Annotated in this window: 17 protein-coding genes; 10 read left to right on the top strand and 7 right to left on the bottom strand. The window is 44.4% G+C overall.

All coding sequences use genetic code 11. From position 1 onward, the window contains the following. Nucleotides 1–608 precede the first annotated feature (608 nt). Nucleotides 609–2045, top strand: coding sequence for a glyceraldehyde-3-phosphate dehydrogenase (locus ITG09_16100; protein ID UPR54479.1), 1437 nt, complete (start codon nt 609–611; stop codon nt 2043–2045). 259 nt (nt 2046–2304) lie between these two features. Here ITG09_16100 and ITG09_16095 read toward each other — a convergent pair whose 3' ends face one another. Together ITG09_16095 and hcp are read right to left on the bottom strand one after the other, a co-directional pair. Then, nucleotides 2305–3363 (bottom strand): hybrid-cluster NAD(P)-dependent oxidoreductase, encoded by a 1059-nt coding sequence (locus tag ITG09_16095; protein ID UPR54478.1) that lies wholly within the window; start codon nt 3361–3363, stop codon nt 2305–2307. 118 nt (nt 3364–3481) lie between these two features. After that, entirely contained in the window at nt 3482–5143 is a 1662-nt protein-coding gene (gene hcp / locus ITG09_16090; GenBank protein UPR54477.1) for a hydroxylamine reductase, read from the bottom strand. 273 nt (nt 5144–5416) lie between these two features. Between hcp and ITG09_16085 the strand changes: the two genes are divergently transcribed. Beyond that, nucleotides 5417–5647, top strand: a complete 231-nt coding sequence (locus ITG09_16085; protein ID UPR54476.1) for a hypothetical protein — start codon at nt 5417–5419, stop codon at nt 5645–5647. A 91-nt stretch (nt 5648–5738) separates the two neighbouring features. After that, nucleotides 5739–6902, top strand: a complete 1164-nt coding sequence (locus tag ITG09_16080) for an alpha/beta fold hydrolase (protein UPR54475.1) — start codon at nt 5739–5741, stop codon at nt 6900–6902. A gap of 108 nt (nt 6903–7010) precedes the next feature. Here ITG09_16080 and ITG09_16075 read toward each other — a convergent pair whose 3' ends face one another. The 3 genes from ITG09_16075 to ITG09_16065 all read right to left on the bottom strand — a co-directional run bounded on the left by ITG09_16075 (nt 7011) and on the right by ITG09_16065 (nt 9128). After that, nucleotides 7011–7625, bottom strand: a complete 615-nt coding sequence (locus ITG09_16075; GenBank protein UPR55192.1) for a LysE family translocator — start codon at nt 7623–7625, stop codon at nt 7011–7013. 127 nt (nt 7626–7752) lie between these two features. Continuing rightward, a complete protein-coding gene (locus tag ITG09_16070; GenBank protein ID UPR54474.1) occupies nt 7753–8673 on the bottom strand; it encodes a LysR family transcriptional regulator in 921 nt (306 codons plus the stop codon). Further along, nucleotides 8667–9128 carry an Lrp/AsnC family transcriptional regulator gene (locus tag ITG09_16065; GenBank protein ID UPR54473.1) on the bottom strand — a complete coding sequence of 154 codons (462 nt, stop codon included), beginning with the start codon at nt 9126–9128 and terminating at the stop codon, nt 8667–8669. The genes ITG09_16070 and ITG09_16065 overlap by 7 nt, the downstream gene beginning before the upstream one ends. 247 nt (nt 9129–9375) lie before the next feature. Between ITG09_16065 and yjeH the strand changes: the two genes are divergently transcribed. Beyond that, entirely contained in the window at nt 9376–10641 is a 1266-nt protein-coding gene (gene yjeH, locus ITG09_16060; GenBank protein ID UPR54472.1) for an L-methionine/branched-chain amino acid transporter, read from the top strand. A gap of 46 nt (nt 10642–10687) precedes the next feature. Here the strand turns inward: yjeH and ITG09_16055 are convergent, their stop codons facing one another. After that, nucleotides 10688–12145: a PLP-dependent aminotransferase family protein gene (locus ITG09_16055; protein ID UPR54471.1), complete on the bottom strand. Its 1458-nt coding sequence runs from the start codon at nt 12143–12145 to the stop codon at nt 10688–10690. A 90-nt stretch (nt 12146–12235) separates the two neighbouring features. Here ITG09_16055 and ITG09_16050 point away from each other — a divergent pair, with 90 nt between their 5' ends. After that, nucleotides 12236–12895, top strand: a complete 660-nt coding sequence (locus ITG09_16050) for a pyridoxamine 5'-phosphate oxidase family protein (GenBank protein ID UPR54470.1) — start codon at nt 12236–12238, stop codon at nt 12893–12895. 82 nt (nt 12896–12977) lie between these two features. Further along, nucleotides 12978–13868 (top strand): urea transporter, encoded by an 891-nt coding sequence (locus tag ITG09_16045; protein UPR54469.1) that lies wholly within the window; start codon nt 12978–12980, stop codon nt 13866–13868. Nucleotides 13869–13890: 22 nt separating this feature from the next. Here ITG09_16045 and ITG09_16040 read toward each other — a convergent pair whose 3' ends face one another. Next, nucleotides 13891–14898 (bottom strand): AraC family transcriptional regulator ligand-binding domain-containing protein, encoded by a 1008-nt coding sequence (locus ITG09_16040; GenBank protein ID UPR54468.1) that lies wholly within the window; start codon nt 14896–14898, stop codon nt 13891–13893. Nucleotides 14899–15030: 132 nt separating this feature from the next. Here ITG09_16040 and ITG09_16035 point away from each other — a divergent pair, with 132 nt between their 5' ends. The 4 genes from ITG09_16035 (at nt 15031) to ITG09_16020 (ending at nt 19841) form a co-directional block, all read left to right on the top strand. Then, entirely contained in the window at nt 15031–15381 is a 351-nt protein-coding gene (locus ITG09_16035) for an MFS transporter (protein ID UPR54467.1), read from the top strand. Continuing rightward, nucleotides 15375–16598 carry an HlyD family secretion protein gene (locus tag ITG09_16030; GenBank protein ID UPR54466.1) on the top strand — a complete coding sequence of 408 codons (1224 nt, stop codon included), beginning with the start codon at nt 15375–15377 and terminating at the stop codon, nt 16596–16598. The genes ITG09_16035 and ITG09_16030 overlap by 7 nt, the downstream gene beginning before the upstream one ends. Before the next feature lie 717 nt (nt 16599–17315). Next, on the top strand, nt 17316–18554 hold the full coding sequence (gene codB / locus ITG09_16025; protein ID UPR54465.1) for a cytosine permease: 1239 nt from the start codon (nt 17316–17318) through the stop codon (nt 18552–18554). Nucleotides 18555–18563: 9 nt separating this feature from the next. Beyond that, entirely contained in the window at nt 18564–19841 is a 1278-nt protein-coding gene (locus tag ITG09_16020; protein ID UPR54464.1) for a cytosine deaminase, read from the top strand. Nucleotides 19842–19916 lie beyond the last annotated feature (75 nt).

Raw genomic sequence — 19916 nt, 5'->3', positions numbered from 1 at the left:
CCGAGTTATTATCACTCGCATAACAAGTAAAAGAGAAAGAGAAAGAGGCTCAACGCCGTGAGGTAGCAATAACCGCCCTACACACTAACAAAGTCGAAAATTAGGTTAAATTTGTGAGATCCAATCGTTTGCGTCTTGCTGTTTTTCCACTCAACCTCGGCTTATTCGAAAGTCGAACAACAAAACCCATCGTTCAGCTCATCTATTGTTTACCAATTCCGTGTAACTTGAGTCAATGATCACACCTTAATTGAACGGTATGACTTTTATTACATATCATATTTTGATTTGAGTATTTTTTGGCGAAAATTAAGTGCTACAGATTGTTAAAGTCAATAGTCTTTCTCGATACTGAAATCTTGATTTGTGGCTATTATCACGCCAATTTACAGATAATTTATCTGCATTTATTTTTCCTAGCAGAATAACCCGTCGTACCTTACAATCCTGCCACATAAAAATTACAAGTTACACACAAGGCATATCAAGCGCATTTTAAGTGGCGTTAAAGACCACAAAAGCTTAGATAGCTCAACTCCCCCATGCACTCATGGCTACCCTACATTTGCTATGATTGCAGAAATTAACGTGAAAGGTCCCGAGTAAAGATGAGTCCCGAAAAGCACCTCCTAGACTGGCAAACTAGTCAAACTATTGCTGAATCAATCGCTCCTACTTTAGGTCAGTTGTACCGCCAAAAAGGCGTTGAAGTTATCCTGTTCGGTAAAACACTGGTTAACGCGACAACTATCGACATCATCAAAGCTCACCGCATCGCAAAACGTTACACAGGTTCTCCGCTTACAGCAGAACAGACTCAACCAATCATTCAACACCTTCTCTCTATGGACTTGTCTCCATGTCGTATCGATGTTGGTCGCCTTGCTCATACATTCTGGCAAGATCGCGAAGACACACACGGGTTGGATGATTTCCTACAAACTGCACTTTTAGAATCGCTTGAAGGCGATGCGATGACAGAACCTCGCGATGTTGTCTTATACGGTTTTGGTCGTATTGGTCGCTTGCTGACTCGTCTATTGATCGAGAAAAGTGGCCCAGGTTACCCACTACGTTTACGTGCAATTGTTGTTCGTGGCGGTAAAGATGGTGACTTAGAAAAACGTGCAAGCTTGCTACGTCGTGACTCTGTTCATGGCCAATTCAACGGCAGCATCGTTGTAGACCAAGAACGTAAAGCGATCATCGTGAACGGTAACTTCATCCAAGTTATCTACGCAAACAAGCCAGCAGAAGTCGATTACACCGCTTACGGTATCGAGAACGCACTTGTCGTTGATAACACTGGTGTATGGCGTGACGCGGAAGGCCTGAGCCAACACGTTGCGTGTAACGGTGCGAAGAAAGTTCTACTGACTGCGCCTGGTAAAGGCGACATCAAGAACGTGGTATTTGGTGTGAATGAAAATGTGATTCAGCCAGAAGACACCATCATCTCTGCAGCAAGCTGTACAACTAACGCGATTACGCCAGTATTGAAAGCGGTTCACGACAAGTTTGGTGTCCTATCGGGTCACATCGAAACAGTTCATTCATTTACCAATGACCAAAACCTGATCGACAACTTCCACTCAGGTGATCGTCGTGGTCGTGCTGCTTCATTGAACATGGTACTGACATCAACAGGTGCTGCAAAAGCAGTATCAAAAGCGATGCCAGAAATGGAAGGTAAGTTAACAGGTAATGCGATTCGCGTACCAACGCCAAACGTTTCAATGGCGGTAGCAAACCTAAACCTTGAGAAAGGCACAAACAAAGAAGAGTTGAACGAATACCTGCGTGAAATGGCGCTATCTTCGACTTTATCTGCACAGATTGATTACACCGACTCAACTGAGATTGTATCTACAGACTTAGTAGGTTCTCGTCACCCAGGTGTGGTTGACGGTGTTGCAACTATCGCGCAAGACAACCGCGCTGTTCTCTACATTTGGTACGACAACGAATTTGGCTACAGCTGCCAAGTTGTTCACTGTATGGAACAGATGATGGGCGTTCGTTACAAGACATACCCTGAAGTTTAAACGACTTCGATCTTGTAACTAACTCAGCGCAACCAGCTCCACAACATAATAACTATATCTGCGAAGTCTATTATGGGCTTCGCAACCCCTTTTGTTTTGCTCCCCCGTATAAACAATAGGGTTGCCACTTAGATCTGCTCTCTCTAACGATCTAAGTGGCCTTTTTATATCTGCGACACACTATATCTTCTAAACACTGTGTCTTCCAAACGAACAAAGCTCCGTTCTCACGTGCTTCATTCTTGCCTGTGCAAAATGGCTACAACTCAACTTCAACATCTGACTGAATCGTACTTGAGCACGCCAATACGTACCCCTGCTCTATTTCTTCGGCTGTCAGTGTCTCTTGACTGCTTGATTCCACCGAACCTTTGGTCACTTTGCATTTGCACGAACCACAAATACCGCTGCGACAAGCGATAATAATTGGAACGCCTGCATTTTCTAATGAATCTGCCAGTGGCGTGCCTGCGTCGGCTTCCACTTCTTTACCAAATGCAGGGACAAACACCTTAACAGCACTATTTGAATCCGCAGACGCTTCTGCCTGTAACTCTTCTGATGAAGTGTTGTTCTGGATCGCTGGCGTGAAGCTCTCTTGATAGAAGTTATCCATGTTGAACTCTAGTTCTTTCAGGTAACTTTCTATGTCTTGCATAAACCCAACCGGGCCACAAAGATAAACGGTTCTGTCTAAGATATCTGGGCTCAGTTTCACCAACCAATTCTTATCCAATCGGCCTTGAGGTGCGGTTGTTCCTTCGTTATCTTTCAGCAGCAGTTTTAGGTTGAAATTAGCATGTGTTTCGTCGAGCTGATGAAGTTCTTGAAAGTAGATAGTCTCAAGCTTATTACGTGCCATATGAACAAAATCTATTTCCATTTCGCTATCTTGAGACAACCAATATTTCACCATCGCCATGACTGGTGTGATCCCACAACCCGCGCTGACCAGCGTCACTTTCTTGCTAGTAGTAGGCATGCAATCAATACAGTTAAAGCCACCAGCCGGCTTTAAAACAGCAACCTCATCACCTTCATCAAGCTCATCGACAATAAAGTTGGAAACCAAGCCACCTTCCACACGCTTTACTGTCAGCTTTATGCGATTTTCTTCCGGGCAAGAAGCCACAGAGTATGCGCGGTAATCGGTTTTTGTCGGCATATCCAAGCCCAAGGTGATGAACTGGCCTGGCTTAAAATTGAAATGTAGGTCTTGGGGAATACTGCCAAGCTCGAAGCTGACCGTATCTGGCGTCTCATGCCATTTCTTTAAACACACCAAATTGATTGAATCGCTATCCGACCATGCATACATAGTTCGTGTACCTTGCTAATGACTAGATGATTAAATGACTAAAGATTTAAATCTAAAAAGCCCCGACATTACCAACTCTAAGAGCACAGCAACAAAGGGGCTTAAGAGTGCGCTTAAATTAAGCCGCTAAGATTGTTTTAAGATCTTGCTCTGGCGTTGAGATAGAACGCATGTCGAACTCGTCTTGAATAATCTTTAGTAGGTTCTCTGTTAGGAAAGCTGGCGCTGTTGGGCCGGTGTAGATGCCTTTCACACCAAGAGCAAACAGAGTCAGCAGGATAACGATCGCTTTTTGCTCGAACCAAGATAGAACCAGCGTTAGTGGTAGTTCGTTGATGCCACAATCAAACTCTTGAGACAGCGCAATAGCAAGCTGAATAGCTGAGTAAGCATCGTTACATTGGCCAACATCGAGTAGACGTGGGATACCGTTAATGTCACCAAATTGATTCTTATTGAAACGGAATTTACCACATGCCAATGTCAGGATTACTGAATCTTCTGGCGCTTGAGCAGTGAAGTCCGTGTAGTAGCTACGCTCAGATTTGTCACCGTCACAACCACCGACTAGGAAGAAGTGTTTGATGTTGCCTTCTTTCACTTGTTCAACAACCGCAGGTGCCGCTTCCATCAGTGCGTTACGACCAAAACCAACAGTGATCATTTGCTCGATCTCGTCATGTTTGAAGCCTTCTTGCGCCAGTGCACAATCAATTACTGCGCTGAAATCGTCGCCTTCAAGGTGATCAACACCCGGCCAACCTACAATGCTACGTGTAAATAGACGGTCTGCGTAAGAACCTACATCAGGGTTAAGCAGGCAGTTAGACGTCATTACAATTGCGCCAGGGAAGTTAGCGAATTCTTTTTGCTGGTTCTGCCAAGCGCTGCCGTAGTTACCCGCAAGGTGTGGGTACTTGTTTAGCTCTGGGTAACCGTGTGCTGGTAGCATCTCACCGTTAGTGTAAACGTTGATGCCCTTGCCTTCGGTTTGTTGAAGGATCTTTTCTAGATCATGCAAGTCGTGGCCAGAAACAAGGATACAGTGACCTTGCTTAGTCTTCACATTGACCGTTGTTGGTTGCGGGTGACCAAATGTATCTGTCTCACCTTTATCCAGCATTTCCATTACTTTATAGTTCATCAAGCCAATTTGCATAGACGTATCTAGCAGTTGTTTTAGGTCAGATGGATCAGTACCTAAAAAAGCCATGATTTCATGGTATTCAGCGAAAATAGCATTGTCAGTTTGACCAAGAACACGAGCATGTTCCATGTAAGCTGCAGCGCCTTTTAGACCGTATAGGCAAAGAAGACGAAGTCCAATCACATCTTCATGTTGAGAGTCGTGACCACGGTTAACTGCGGCTTGTGGTGCAAGTGCCAATAGCTCTGAAGAATCAGTTGGAAGATCGAACTGCGCTGCTGCAGAAAGCGTTGGGATTTCGAAACCAATCAAGGTCGCAGCTGCGCGAACTTGTTGCTCTAAACGCTGTTTAAATTCGTGAGATTGCTGTGCAAATTCGATGATACGAGCAGGGTCGAAGTTAACGTTGGTGAGAGTTGCGAAAAACGCTTTTGGCGCCCACTCATCAATTTCAGTATCAATAACATCGCACGTGCGACCTAAATTTGCCCAAAAAGAGACACCTTGGAGAGAATGCACCAACACATCTTGAAGGTCGGATACTTCCGAAGTTTTGCCACACATACCTTGTGCGAAAGAACAGCCTTTTACAGTGGGTGTTTGAATTGTTTGTTCACATTGAATACAGAACATTTAGGGGCTCCAGTAATTTTTATTAGCTGTAAGTACTTTGCTTACAGTGACTTATTCCAAACCCTATAGAGCATCAAGCGTGCCAACTTTTAAGCTATTGATTTTAAAAGACTTGATTAAATTCCATATTTTTAGTGCGTGTTTATGACTACATATAAACCCGCAAACCACACACACCTGTGTCATAGTGACTCTTGAAGAATATTTAACGACGTTCATGTTTCGTTCAGAATAGAAGCGATAAAGTAACAACATAGAAAGAGAGGAATGAATATGAAAAATATATTAGTTACGATTGTTGCATTGTTTACTGGCCTTTTGGCGCTATTCACAAGCTTGATTCTTGCTATTCCTTTGGCTATTGCAGCTTTAATTACTGGCAAGCGCATTCAAAATCAAATGAAGAAACAAGGTTTCGCAGCTCATATGAACACTCGTCAGTCATCAACTAATGATGCCGGTGTTATTGAAGGTGAATACGAAGACCTTTCAAGCAAAAAGTAATAACAAAAAATAAGTAGTGAGTAACAAGTGATAAGTAATCTAAGCTGTTTACTGAAGACAACTTAAAACATGACAGAGACAAGATTAAAAAATGCATAGCAAGACTATTCTAACGCTACTCGCTTTAACGACTTTAAGTCTCGTTGGTTGCTCCAACGAGACCATAGCCCCCGCTTACGAAACATCTCCTAACTTGCCTGAATATCAGCAAGACAGCTTTGACGCCTACGTGAACGACACTCAAGATTGGTTACTAAAAAACCGTGTGTTCATGACCAAAGATAAGCAGTTAGAGATTCAACTCAATTCACCCACCGAATATCAACCTGCGAAACCTAATGGCAAGGCTGTTTTATTGGTTCATGGATTGGGCGATTCTCCCTACTCATTCAAAGACATCGCGACACATTTAGCAGAACAAGGTTACCTAGTGAGAACGGTATTACTACCCGGTCACGGCAGCCGTGTTGGCGACTTAATGCAGCCAAACTTAGAAGATTGGCAAGGTGTAGTGGCTCACCACACTAAGTTGCTAGAGCAAGAGTATGATTCTGTGTGGCTTGGCGGTTATTCAACAGGTGCGAACCTTGTGACTTCACAGGCGATGAACGATCCTAAGATCTCTGGGTTACTGTTGTTTTCTCCTGCGTTCCAACCGAGTTCGTCTGCAGTTCAATATGCAGGGCTAGCAAGCTACTTTGTTACGTGGGCGGATCAAGATCCTGAAGACAATGTACTTCGCTACAACTCACTGCCAATGAATGGTGCCTCAGTTTACTACGAGACATCAGAAGTGGTTCGTGAAGACTTGCAAGATAAACACTTCGATAAACCGGTGTTTATTATGATGAGTGAAGGCGACAGTGTGATTGATACTAGCTTCGTTCAGCAGGCGTTTACTGAGTCTATGCCAAACCCAAACAATGTGTTGGTTTGGCAAGGAGAAACCACACTTGAAGATCCTCGCGCAGTTCAATATAGCATGAAGATTCCAGAGCAACGTATCTCGAACGGCTCTCACATGGGCTTGTTGTTCTCGCCAAGCAATCCGTACTACGGAATCAATGGTAGCGAAAAGATCTGCTCTAATGGTCAGGCTGAAGGCTTTGAAGCCGAATGTAACGCGACAAGTGAGGTTTGGTACTCGGCGTGGGGATATCGTGAAGAAGGTAAAAACCATGCGCGTTTAACCTACAACCCGTACTTTTCCGACTCGATGAAGAAGCTCGATGCTGTACTGAATTCGGAAGGCTAACAAGCTCAAGTTTGTCGAAGCCAATCCCTAGAAGTCAAAAGGCTCACTAGATTACACCTAGTGAGCCTTTTTAACGAATGTCGTTTCTTGCCAGTATATGGACTACCGTTATATCGTCCAAACCACGCGAACAGCAAGCAGGATTAAAACCACGCCAGACAATCGGTCGATCAACTGCGCTTTTGCTCGAATGCGCTCTACGATCAACGGGCTAGAGAGCACCAAAGTAATAAAGGTATACCAAAGGCCATCAACAATCAGAGGCGTTGAGACAATAATCACCTGATTGCTAAGTTCGTTACCTAACGCCACAAATTGGCTAAACAGAGCGATAAAGAACAGCGCGATCTTTGGGCTCAAGATTGAGATCAAGAAAGCCTCGCGAGCAGACTGCATGTAGCTCATCTGTTCACCTGCTTCCAATTTCGCAGCAACCCCACCTTTTGAGCGTAACGCATTCACACCAAGATAAAGTAGATACGCCGCACCCGCCAAACTGATGCCTTTAAATATCATTGGCGATTGCTCAAGCAACACCGCTAAACCGACAATGGTTGCGAACGCATAAATACCGATGCCAGCAGCATGTGACCAAGCTGCGATAAGTCCGTTCATACGGCCACCAGCCAAACTGTGCTTAGCGATCATCGCCAAGCTTGGGCCCGGAGACATTGCACCCAACAAGCAGATAGCTAATAAAGAAAACCAAATTGTTACTGTCATCATTCCATTCCTAGTAAAACAAAGCGTTCCAATTGAACACTCTACAATTAATACTCAATACTTAGCGCTTACAATAAGCCGCAGTAGGTATTATTTGAAATCAAAGATTATCATCATGCTTATGACTTTAAGTCATACTAATGTTGTAACTCGACTTCTGCATCGCTTGGAATGCCTTTTCTCGCGCCCATTTGTGAGCAGAGTCGTTGTCATACTTCGGGTGCCACATTAACCAATAAGTGTGCATCTCTGTTTCAAATGGCAGCGAAAAGTAGGTCGTTTCAAGGTGTCGACCTAAGTTATAGGCGATATGTTCCGGAACGATCATCAGATAATCGTCTTGCATTAACACAGTGCCAGCCGATGAGAAGAACGGAACCTGCAAAGCGACTCTGCGCTTATGCCCCAACTTCTTTAACGCAATATCTGAATAACTGTCTTTGTCTCCCCCACCGGTCACTTTGATGTGTGAGTAGCTGACGATATCTTCTGTACTCAAAGTCGATTGATTAGCTAATGGATGGGACTTGCGCATCAAACACACCGACTTATCTTCGCCAAGTTTGATGCTAGAAACATGTTCTGGTTTCTTAGGAAAAATACTCGAAGCCAAGTGAATACCTGACTCATTCAGTGCTTCAAGGTAGTTTGGCTGCCACAAGCGGTATGCCAAATTGATATTCGGCGCTTCGGCAGACACCTCAGCAACAATCACAGGCAGAATATACTGAGCCACATAGTCACTCGAAGATAATACCAACTCACCTTGCCAATCTTTCGGTTCGAACGGCTTATCATCCAATAGATGGTCAAACTCGCCCAACAAGTCATCGAGTTTATCTTTTAGCTGCAGCGCACGATTGGTCGGAACCAGCTTATTGCCATCACGAACTAAAAGGGGGTCGCCACACAAGTCTCGTAGCTGACTGAGCTGACGACTGACCGCCGATTGCGTAATATGCAAGCGCTGAGCGGCACGGCTTACATGACACTCTTCTAGAAGTACATGCAGTGAACGCAGTAGGTTTAAGTTGATATTACCTAACATGAATATACCGTCGGATTCAGTTTGTTAAAAAACTCAGTCAACACAGTATGAGTCACTAGATGGCGCAGATCTGGATAGCTTTGCAGTTGATCGCGAACTTGGTTTAAATGCTCCATGCTTTCCACTTCAACGTACAACATCATATCTGTCTCACCGCTGATAGAGTGGCACCATTGCACACCATCAATGCTCTGGATTCGTTGCGCATAAGACTCACAGCTATGGTCGCTGCTCGACATGTCGAACTTCAACAAGATGTAAGCGCACACATTCTTCGTTTGATTGAGCTCTGTCACTTGAGCGCAATAACCCGTAATCACTTTGTCGCTTTCCAGTTTCTTGATTCTGGCATTCACCGCCGAGCGCGAAAGGCTGACATCTCGGGCGATATCGCTCACTGAGCAACGTGCATTGGTTTTGAGAATATCCAAAATCTGGCGATCAAATTTATCCATGCTTCTGATTCTATCCACTTATTGTTCTATTTATAGTGCCTAATTTGACACAACTTCCCTGCTTATAACAGTCGACGTTTATAACAGCCGACACTTTCACGTTTAATCAGATTAATACCGTTAAATTGACGGCCGCTTAAGACGTTTCGCTAGCTGTATTATTGATGTCGACAATGTATGCTTTCAGTCTCAGTCTCACAAGACGGCACGTTAAAACCGACAGCACAGCCAATAGCTAGGAGAGCGAATGTCACAACTCAAACAAGAAATCACGCTAATGTCCGGAATTGGGCAACTCTCTACGACCTTGCTTGGTACTGGACTCTTTATGATTCCCGCTATCGCAGCTGGCATCGCAGGGCAGTTATCATTACTCGCGTGGTTAATCCTGTTTATCGCTATTTGCCCGATCGCCCTAACCTTTGCAGCATTAGGAAAACGCTACCCTAATGCAGGCGGCACTGCCTATTTTGTTCGCCAAGCGTTCAGCGAGCGATTAGAAACGAGCGTTGCTTGGCTGTTTGTTAGTGTTATTCCTGTCGGCATTCCCGCTGCGATTGCGTTGGCGGGCGGCTTTGCTCAACAGTTGTTACCCGCACCACTCGACACACCACTGGGTGCTCAATCCTTTACTGTCGCTCTACTTATCGCCGTCAATTTGATGGGCAGCAAGTCTTCTGGCCGCTTACAAACCGTGATCGCATTGTCGATCTTTGCCTTAGTCAGCGCTTTTGTTTGGAAGGCCGACATCACGGTAGCAGATGTCGCTATTCCAGCTATTTCATCCGATTCAATGTGGTCTATTGGCGCGGCACTGGCGGTCATGTTTTGGTGCTTTGTCGGGATAGAAGCCTTTGCTCACATGGGAGAGGAATTTAAGAATCCACAGCGTGACTTCCCCATCGCGATCATTGCAGGGTGTTTCGTCGCGGGCTTAGTGTACTGGGCTTGTTCGGTGGTTATTATCAAGCTAGGCGCTTATGGTTCACCAGAATTTGATGCAGCCTCTATCCCTTGGGTGACAGAGCAACTGTTTGGCAATGGCTTCAAAACCGTCATCAGTGTGCTTGGCTTCTTTGCTTGTTTTGCGAGCCTAAACCTTTATACCCAAAGCCTGTCTCGCATGATCTGGGCTCAAGCTCGCCAACACACCCCGACCAGTAAAATGGCGCAGCTTAATAGCCGTGGCGTGCCACTTTATCCAACGTTAGCCATTGGCTTTATCGCGCTTATCTCGTGTGTAATCGGCGAGCTGTCTAATTTGGATCTCGAATTCTTTCTTAAACTCGCCAATGGTATTTTTGTTCTAGTTTATCTGCTTGCGATGTTAGCGGCCTGCCGATTACTGACTGGCGCATCGAGATACACAGCCATGCTCTCGCTGGTCATTTGTACCTTAGTGTTTATCTGCCTAAGTTGGTCGATGCTCTACGCTGTGACTGTTTTTGTGACATTGTCACTCCCTTGGCGTAAGTGGTTGGGTAAACCCACTGTTTCTGTCGACAAGCTATAACTCGATAAATGATTAATCGACAAGCTGCAAACCGGACCTACCAATATCACTGATAAAAAAGCCGAGCGATCTGTTTGATCTTCGGCTTTATCTCAGCCAAACGGATATTTCCAAACCCCAGCACCGCCCCACTCCAATCACGAGCATCACTCGAACCGTATTCATAGAAATCAAACGGACGAATGATGATATTTTCAAGCTCAGCCCGTCGGCTCCACTCATGTTCAGATATTCCTTGATACCACTTAACAGTCACATGTAAGCCCGCCGCCTGACTGATTACTTCAAGATCGCCATAAAACTCACTTTCAATCGCTTCTATCATGGCTTCATACTTGAGTTTGTATGACCGACGCATCTTTCTAATATGACGTAGTAAGTCGCCTTCTCGAACAAAATCCGCCAAAGCTTCTTGTGTATGGGACGCTGTGTCTCCAGTAAGCGCATCTTTAATCTCAAGACACTTCGCCACCAGATTTTCTGGCACCACTAAATAACCTAATCGCAGGCCGTTAAACATGACTTTACTCAGTGAACCGACATAGATGATACGATCATCGAACCCTAACTTACCCGCCAAACCTTGCATGCTGGTATAAGGGCGATGAGCAAACTGGAACTCACTGTCGTAGTCATCTTCAATGATCCATGACTGATGTTGATTAGCCCAATCGATCAGTTTAAGGCGTTGTTCAGTATTTAAAGTCGTGCCCATTGGGTATTGGTTACTCGGCGTGACATACAGAGCCTTAGCATTACTGGACAATACTTTTTCAATATCTAGCCCCGCCTTTTCATGCACATCCACACCATCCAGCTCTAGTCTCAACAGATCGATAATTTTATGCACTTGTCGATAACCGGGCTCTTCCACGAGGATTTTTTCGCCCATCGCTAACGTCGCCATTAATCCGATTGAGATGGCTTGCTGCGCACCTGCGGTGATGATGATTCGATCGGCACTGCAGTGAACTGAACGACTGCTTGCAAGATACCCGCTCAATGCTTCCCTCAAGGCCAAGCTTCCCTGAACCTCTTGATTACCCGCAATGTTCTGACGTGTAGAGTGCCGTTGCAGCAGCCTCTGCCATTTCGCAAAAGGGAACGCATCTAAGTCAGGGACTCCGGGGGCAAAGCTGCGGTTAATATCGTTAGGTGTGACTATGTTTGCACTCGGTTTACTGACTGTTTGTTCAATCTTCGCATCATGAACACACTTCGGCTGAGACAAACTTAGGAAGTGCTCTGGCTGCTCAACCGAAACATAAAATCCTGAACCTTGCTTGCTCTCTATATAACCTTCGATGACCAGTTGTTCGTACGCATAAATCACCGTATTTCGACTCACCGATAACTCGACGGCTAGCTTACGTGTTGAAGGTAACTTACTGCCCTTGCTCCATAAATCTCGAACGATCTTCTCTCTTATCGCGTGGAACAAGGCGGTTTGACGCGTGTCGTGTTGTTCGTCTAACTGTAGGTCGCCGACATCAATAGGCTGCATAACTGGATCCAAATAGTGTTTAAAAGTGGCTCTATTTAATAGACCAGTTAATCGCTACATTAATCAAAAGGCAATGATTGAGGAGCGATTATGTTATCTAACACGAAAAGAACAACGATTAAGAAAGGGGCTCACAAAGCCGTATTTGAACAAGAGAAACTGCACCAAATTATTGATGAGAGCTTAATCGCACATATTGCGTTACAGGGCGAACAAGGACCAATGGTTATCCCAATGCTCGCGTGGCGAGTGAATGAAATGGTCTACATTCATGGGGCTAAAAACAGTCGCCTTCTGAAAGGCTTGAACAAGGGAAACCCAACCTGTTTAACGTTCACCTTGTTCGATGGCTGGGTGTTAGCTCGTTCTGCATTTCATCATAGTGCTCATTACCGTTCAGCGGTGGTATTCGGGTCTTTCTCTGTAGTTGATGATAACCAAGAAAAAGATCGCTTATTGAACATCTTCATTGAGCAAATCGCGCCGGGCAGAACCGATGAAGTCAGGCTCAGTAATGAAAAAGAGCTCACCGCGACCGAGTTATTGGCGATGCCTTTAACGGAAGCATCCGTGAAGATTGGTAAGCATGGGGTGAATGATGATAAGGCTGATATGGATGTCCCAGTATGGGCTGGCGTATTGCCTTATCGAACGGTTGTAGGACCATTAGAAACCGTACCAGAGCAAGAAGGCATCATTGAAACACCTAATTACCAACAAGCTTATGGTGAACGCTGGTATCATAATTAGCACTCAAAGATGGTTAACTTGATAAAATCACATACAATCTGACTTACAAAAATTTAACATAACTCAGTAATGTAGTCAGACGATGAAAACGGATAAGGAAATTCCACTATTTCAAGGCTTGCTCAATGGCATTGGGCAAGTCTATTTCACACCGTCTGTTATGACGTCGCTTCTATTATTGTTTGCCATTTCTATTGAGTCACTTGCACTGGCTTTCCTTACCTTGCTTGGCGCCAGTTGCAGCTTTGCATTGGCTCGTTATTCCATCAAACAAAGCAAAGACATTGATAGTGGAATGTACGCGCTAAATGGGGCTTTGATCAGTTTATTTATCGGTAACTTTTTTGGTGTCACATCATTATTGGCTTTAGTGACTGTGTTAGGCGCATTACTCACAGTGCCCATTGCCCACATAGTACTCCGCTTTAAGAAATATCGCGGTTACACCAGCGCCTTTATCCTCACCTCTTGGCTGATTTATATTATCCAATCAACCTTTGAGCTATCAGCGTTTTCAACATATGACTCTGCACTGATGCCCATAATCAGTGTTGAGGCTAATTCGTGGTTCAACCTGCCGCCAGTGGTGATCCCGTACCTAAAAGGGGTAAGCCAAGTCAGCTTTATCGAAAATGCGTTGTCGGGGCTCGTTATCTTAATCGCCATCGCACTCAACAATATCAAGCATGCCATTTGGGTGGTACTAGCAGTGTTAATCAGCACCGTATTTAGCGATTTGATTGGCGCTTCTAACGAACTGGTAACTCAAGGTCTTTACGGGTACAACGCCATTCTTGTCACTCTAGCACTTGCGCTCTATCCGCGAATCCCTTGGCCGTTGATCCTATTCGGCATGATATTAAGCTGTCTCATCACACTCGGTTTTCATGAGCTGGCACTACTGCCACTCACCGCCCCTTTTATTTTAAGTGCCTGGACCACCGTTTACTTGTCCGGCCTATTTCCCAAATGAACCATAAGTTAGTTCTGCCTCGTTACAGGCCGGTTTCTAAGCGCTCAATATATTGCTTAGGCGTCAAACCTCTGTGCTTCTTAAACATTCGGTTAAAGCTCGCGACATTAGTATAACCTAACCTATTCGAGACTTCTGATATCGGCACTGAATACATCAAGAGATCTACTGCCACATTACTTAGTGCGTATCCCATAATGGTAGAAAAGTTAACACCCAATTTGTGTAATCGTCGTTGGAACTGCTGTTCAGATAGACCAAGTAGACTGGAAACTTTATGTAAGGTGGGCAAGCCGAAATGACGGCTGTAATTGATCATCTCATAAGTTACCTTATGTTCATCGCCAGCGTCCGGCATATTGAGATAATTGTCTAAATCATGAAAATTCATCGCTAAGTTCATTTTCCCTACCGATGGCGATTGATTAATGGACAACCTCAACTTACTCGGGATCCACACCTCAGTGTGAGGCTGTCCCCATTGAATATTGCAGCCAAAATACTCTTTATAAAGTTCAGTATTCTCCCGGTATCCAGCAATAGAAACAGCCGATGGTTTAAAGTCAGGCCCTAAATAGCGCCTAAGTATCTTCATCATAAAGATTGCGATACGCACCGAGTCATGGACTTTTCCCACCTCAGAGTATTCTGGGTTGTCGTAACACCATTTAATTAAGCTCCCAACTTGTGCACCATATAAAAAAGCCCCCGACTGCAAACAGTGCAGTCCTATATTGACTCTGCGGATTGTAGAAGCAAGTTCGTGTCCAGAAAAAAACCAATTAGCGAGAGGCCCTAACTTTTCAATATCTACCCTATCCGCCAATTTTAAGATGATGTCTGGGTCGTTAGTTTGTTGCTCAAGTGCGCCGTACCATTTATCCACTTCCTTAACTGGAATTAGGTTCATCGCGTTAGCAAATACTGACTTTGGAATACCCAAAGAATCCATATCTATCTCACGACTCGCCGCCGCGTACTGATATATACCTAAAACTCCTAATGCTCTTAAGAAGTTACAATTATTCATTCACCGCGACCTTTAAAAATCTAATAACAGATCAAATCACAAAAATACCATTATCGAAGTAATTGGTAAATTTACAACTTGTAAATCCGACTTCCATCACACTCGGCGCATCATTTAGCTTAGGATTTATCAATGAGTTTATTAAGTGTCCCATTTGTCGGAACCGGTGCCGATACCGTATTGCACGTCGTAGCAGGCGTTGTATTGGTCGCAACTATCGCGGCTGCATGTTACGGGTTCTGGCGTGTACATGAATTACCAATCAACAAAGCTCACAGTAAAGAGCACCAACAACTTGGCTTAATCACCGCATTAACATGGATTGGTTTTATTTGGCATTGGGTATGGGTACTAGCAGTCATATTGGCCTTTGTTGATATGGAAAAAGCCATTATAAACCTGAGAGACACGTGGAAAGCGCCGGCTAAATCTGACGTTCAACCAGAACAAAATGATAAAAGTGAGGAGAACCAAGTATGTTAGAAGGTTTAGCGATTTGGGCATTGTTCATTTACTTACTAAGACTAGTGGGCATGCCGTGGAACAAAGGCACTAAGGCTTTTGCTTATCTCGGTGGTACGTCATGGTTGATGTTCGTGTGGGTTGGGTTGATTAACTACACTCCAATGGATCTATCTGGAGGCTCAGTGGTTCAATCCCCACACATTCAATTACGTCCAGATTCAACTAATGTGTCGGGCAAAACCACCAAAGTCCACATCCAACCTAACCAGGATGTCATTGAAGGAGAGTTAATCTACGAGATTGATGACACCAAATACGTTATCGCGAGAGATAAAGCCAGCGTTCAGCTTGAGTCTGCACAAGTAGCTTTAGACACTGCTCGCCAAGAAGTGAGCATTGCTAAAGTCAGCTATCGCTCGGCGCTAGAAGACATCAAAGCTTCAATTGCACAGATAGATTCAGCTAAAACAGACTTAGTACTGCAATCAAAGACACTTGACCGCTACCAGAAGCAAAATAGTGTCGTAGAGCATACGATTACTGAAACTGACATCGACCAACAAACAGCAAAGGTAGACTTGGCAACGCATAACGTCACTACTTTGGAATCTCAGCTTAGCAAAAAAGAAGTTGATGCAGAGAACGCAAAGTTAAACATCCACAAAGCTGAAACCAACGTTAGTAAGAAACAAACTGAGGTCGACTCAGCGAAGGCAACACTAGCGCAAGCACAGTGGGATCTGAACAGCACTAAGGTCACTGCGCCAACTGACGGCTTTGTAACCAACTTTATTCTTCGTGAAGGTCAACGTGTTTCTTTGATGCCCCGGATCCAGATGTATACGGAAGAGAAATACGTATTAATGAGAGTCAACCACCAAGCTATTCGTAATATCAAAGTAGGTCAACCTGCAGAATTTTCGACAGCGGTCTATCCAGGGAAAATATTCTCTGCAACCGTAGAAGGCATTGTAGAAGCCACAGGCGAAGCACAAGCAAGTTTATTGGGTATTGATGAGCAAGTTCGTATAACTACAGGACGAAACCTTCAGAACAAGCACCACTTTGTTCGTTTAAAAATAGATGAGGTGGAGGGCTACGACATTCCAGTTGGTTCTGTTGGGTTGGCGTGGGTTAGCGGTGAGAAACCTATCAGCTTTATGGCGTTCCTCGACGTAATACGTGGGATCATTATTAGAATGAAGTCTCAACTGTACTTCTTCTATTCCATCTAAGACTTCCCATTGGTGAAGTAATAACAAACCCGTGCGATCTTAGATCGCACGGGTTTTTGTTTATTCTACTCTTGGTCTCCAGAAAGAACATAGATTCGAAAAACGAATCAACATTCGGCGTTCGTTGTTATCATCATGATTCACGATCAAAACCCTCCCGTCGCAAATTGCAATTGCAATTTGCAACGATAGATTTCAAAAACGCAAATTAAGTGCTTAAATGCGCACCAAATTGCTATAAAACTAACATTTTACGGGGTTTTAAAAGTTGGCACACTAACTGCAATGTATATATTGACCCTTCTTAAGCCGAGGGTCACCTAGCCAACTGACGTTGTTAGTGAACCTACTCTTGTTCACAAAATATATAAGCCAATTGCGATTATTGCGATTGGCTATTTTTTTGTCTGCAGCTTAGCCGACCGCCCTCCCTCTCGATACAGACACCCATTCAAACGTATAACAATCAATATTCATAGCCAACCAAGAACAGCACATAACCAATGGGTTATAGAAAACGTTTTCTATTTATTTTTTCAAAACAAATGCAGATAATAACCTTATGTTTTAAAAGATAATTAATGCAGTAACTGATTTTAAAGTACCCTTATTGACAAAATTAGCATTGACTATGTGATTTATATCACCATAATGCGCACGTTTGCCTGCAATACGGCGACCGTTAATTTTAATTTTGATCATTTGCGGAGGTAAAAAATGGCTGCTGATAATAACTACAGTCTAGGGCCGGTTCCTACATCGGCTAGGAAAGGAGTCGCTTCACTCACCATGGTAATGCTTGGACTCACTTTCTTCTCTGCAAGTATGTGGACAGGTGGTTCACTCGGGACAGGTCTTTCATTCAACGATTTCTTCCTCGCCGTTCTCATCGGTAACCTAATCCTCGGTATTTACACTTCTTTTCTTGGCTACATCGGCTCATCTACTGGCCTCTCTACTCACCTCCTAGCTCGTTTCTCTTTCGGTACAAAAGGCTCATGGCTTCCTTCTGCTCTACTTGGTGGTACACAAGTCGGTTGGTTTGGTGTGGGCGTTGCCATGTTTGCTATTCCAGTACAAAAAGCCACAGGCATTGATACCAACACCTTGATTATCGTATCTGGCTTATTGATGACGGGCACAGTGTACTTCGGCATTAAAGCACTAATGGTGCTTTCAGCGATTGCAGTACCTGCGATTGCGATTTTGGGTGGTTACTCAGTACTAACAGCCGTCGACAGTGTTGGCGGACTTAAGCAACTGCAACTTATTAAACCAGAGACGCCAATGGACTTCTCAATGGCACTAGCAATGGTTGTTGGCTCGTTTGTAAGTGCAGGTACGTTAACTGCCGATTTCGTTCGCTTTGGTAAAAAGCCAGCAAGCGCAGTATTGATTACGATGGTCGCGTTCTTCATCGGTAACTCGCTGATGTTTATCTTCGGTGCAGCAGGTGCAGCAGCAACTGGCCAGGCTGACATTTCAGATGTGATGATCGCGCAAGGTCTACTGCTTCCAGCCATCATCGTGCTTGGCTTGAATATCTGGACAACCAATGAAAATGCACTTTATGCATCGGGTCTGGGTTTATCTAACATCACTGGTCGCTCAAGTACTACAATGTCTATCATTAACGGCATTATCGGTACGATTTTCGCGCTTTGGTTATACAACAACTTCGTTGGTTGGTTAACCTTCCTTTCGCTGGCGATTCCACCCATTGGTGGCGTAATCATCGCCGACTTCTTCGCGAACCGTAAACGTTACAAAGATTTTGCAAATGCAGAGTTCCAAACCGTTAACTGGGCTGGCATTATCGCGGTAGCAACAGGCGTAGCCGCTGGTCACTTCCTACCTGGCGTTGTTCCTTTGAACGCAGTGTTAGGTGGTGCAATCAGTTACCTCGTGCTTAATCCTCTATTGAACAAAAAAACTCTGAAATCTCAGGCCGCTTAAGGACACACTATGACAACCTTATTAATCAAGAACGCTAAACTTCAAGACCAAGAGGGCTTGAAACAGATTCTGATTGAAAATGGTCAATTTTCTCGCATTCTCGATAATGACGCACAAATCAATCATCAAGGCGACATCCTTGATGCTGAAGGTGGCATTGCAGTTACTCCTTTCTGTGAACCGCACATCCACCTAGATACTACTCAAACTGCTGGTGAGCCTAGCTGGAACATCTCTGGCACTTTGTTTGAAGGTATTGAGCGTTGGGCTGAGCGTAAAGAACTGCTATCAATCGAAGACGTAAAGTCTCGCGCGAAACAAACATTGAAATGGCAGATCGCTAACGGTGTTCAACACGTTCGTACACACGTTGATGTATCTGATCCAACGTTAGTTGCGTTAAGAGCGATGGTTGAAGTTCGTGAAGAGATGAAAGAATGGGTCGACATCCAGATCGTTGCATTCCCTCAAGAAGGTATTCTTTCATACCCTAACGGTAAAGAGTTGCTTGAAGAAGCAGTGAAGATCGGCGCTGACGTTATCGGTGCTATCCCCCATTTCGAATTCACTCGAGAATACGGTATTGAATCTCTACATTACGTGTTCGAACTTGCACGCAAGTATGACTGTTTGATCGATGTACACTGTGATGAAATCGACGACGAACAGTCTCGTTTTGTTGAAACACTGGCAGCCCTTGCTCATAAATTCGACATGGGTGAAAAAGTAACGGCAAGCCATACCACAGCGATGGGCTCTTACAATGGTGCTTACGCATCTCGCCTATTCCGTTTGCTAAAAATGTCGGGCATTAACTTCGTCGCGAACCCGTTAGTAAACATTCACTTACAAGGCCGTTTCGATGACTATCCGAAACGTCGTGGCGTAACCCGCGTTAAAGAGATGCTAGCGGCTAATATCAATGTATGTTTCGGCCATGATGATGTGTTTGACCCTTGGTACCCGCTTGGTACAGCGAATATGCTGCAGGTTCTTCACATGGGACTGCACGTAACACAGGTTATGGGCTACGACCAAATCAACAACTCGCTTGATTTGATCAGCAAGAACTCTGCTCGCACATTGAACATCCAAGACAACTTCGGTATTGAAGAAGGTAAGCCAGGTAGCTTGCTTATTCTTCCTGCAGACAATGGTTTTGATGCCGTTCGTCGCCAAGTGCCCGTTCAATACTCGGTACGACACGGCAAAGTGATCGCTGAAACGCAACCTGCGAAAACAAAAATTAACTTAGATCAGACTGAAGATATCAACTTCAAGCGTTAATATCGTCTATACTGATGAAGAAAAGGAAGCTATAGGCTTCCTTTTTACTTTGCCATGGTGCGAGACTTTATAAAA

The sequence above is a fragment of the Vibrio cyclitrophicus genome (assembly GCA_023206055.1).
GTDB lineage: Bacteria > Pseudomonadota > Gammaproteobacteria > Enterobacterales > Vibrionaceae > Vibrio > Vibrio cyclitrophicus_A.
This window is presented reverse-complemented; position numbering and strand designations above follow the sequence as displayed.

Bases quoted from the DNA above. Each gene is read 5' to 3' on its own strand.
- ITG09_16100 (UPR54479.1), top strand. From the start codon at position 609: ATGAGTCCCGAAAAGCACCTCCTAGACTGGCAAACTAGTCAAACTATT.
- ITG09_16095 (UPR54478.1), bottom strand. From the start codon at position 3,363: ATGTATGCATGGTCGGATAGCGATTCAATCAATTTGGTGTGTTTAAAG.
- hcp (UPR54477.1), bottom strand. From the start codon at position 5,143: ATGTTCTGTATTCAATGTGAACAAACAATTCAAACACCCACTGTAAAA.
- ITG09_16085 (UPR54476.1), top strand. From the start codon at position 5,417: ATGAAAAATATATTAGTTACGATTGTTGCATTGTTTACTGGCCTTTTG.
- ITG09_16080 (UPR54475.1), top strand. From the start codon at position 5,739: ATGCATAGCAAGACTATTCTAACGCTACTCGCTTTAACGACTTTAAGT.
- ITG09_16075 (UPR55192.1), bottom strand. From the start codon at position 7,625: ATGACAGTAACAATTTGGTTTTCTTTATTAGCTATCTGCTTGTTGGGT.
- ITG09_16070 (UPR54474.1), bottom strand. From the start codon at position 8,673: ATGTTAGGTAATATCAACTTAAACCTACTGCGTTCACTGCATGTACTT.
- ITG09_16065 (UPR54473.1), bottom strand. From the start codon at position 9,128: ATGGATAAATTTGATCGCCAGATTTTGGATATTCTCAAAACCAATGCA.
- yjeH (UPR54472.1), top strand. From the start codon at position 9,376: ATGTCACAACTCAAACAAGAAATCACGCTAATGTCCGGAATTGGGCAA.
- ITG09_16055 (UPR54471.1), bottom strand. From the start codon at position 12,145: ATGCAGCCTATTGATGTCGGCGACCTACAGTTAGACGAACAACACGAC.
- ITG09_16050 (UPR54470.1), top strand. From the start codon at position 12,236: ATGTTATCTAACACGAAAAGAACAACGATTAAGAAAGGGGCTCACAAA.
- ITG09_16045 (UPR54469.1), top strand. From the start codon at position 12,978: ATGAAAACGGATAAGGAAATTCCACTATTTCAAGGCTTGCTCAATGGC.
- ITG09_16040 (UPR54468.1), bottom strand. From the start codon at position 14,898: ATGAATAATTGTAACTTCTTAAGAGCATTAGGAGTTTTAGGTATATAT.
- ITG09_16035 (UPR54467.1), top strand. From the start codon at position 15,031: ATGAGTTTATTAAGTGTCCCATTTGTCGGAACCGGTGCCGATACCGTA.
- ITG09_16030 (UPR54466.1), top strand. From the start codon at position 15,375: ATGTTAGAAGGTTTAGCGATTTGGGCATTGTTCATTTACTTACTAAGA.
- codB (UPR54465.1), top strand. From the start codon at position 17,316: ATGGCTGCTGATAATAACTACAGTCTAGGGCCGGTTCCTACATCGGCT.
- ITG09_16020 (UPR54464.1), top strand. From the start codon at position 18,564: ATGACAACCTTATTAATCAAGAACGCTAAACTTCAAGACCAAGAGGGC.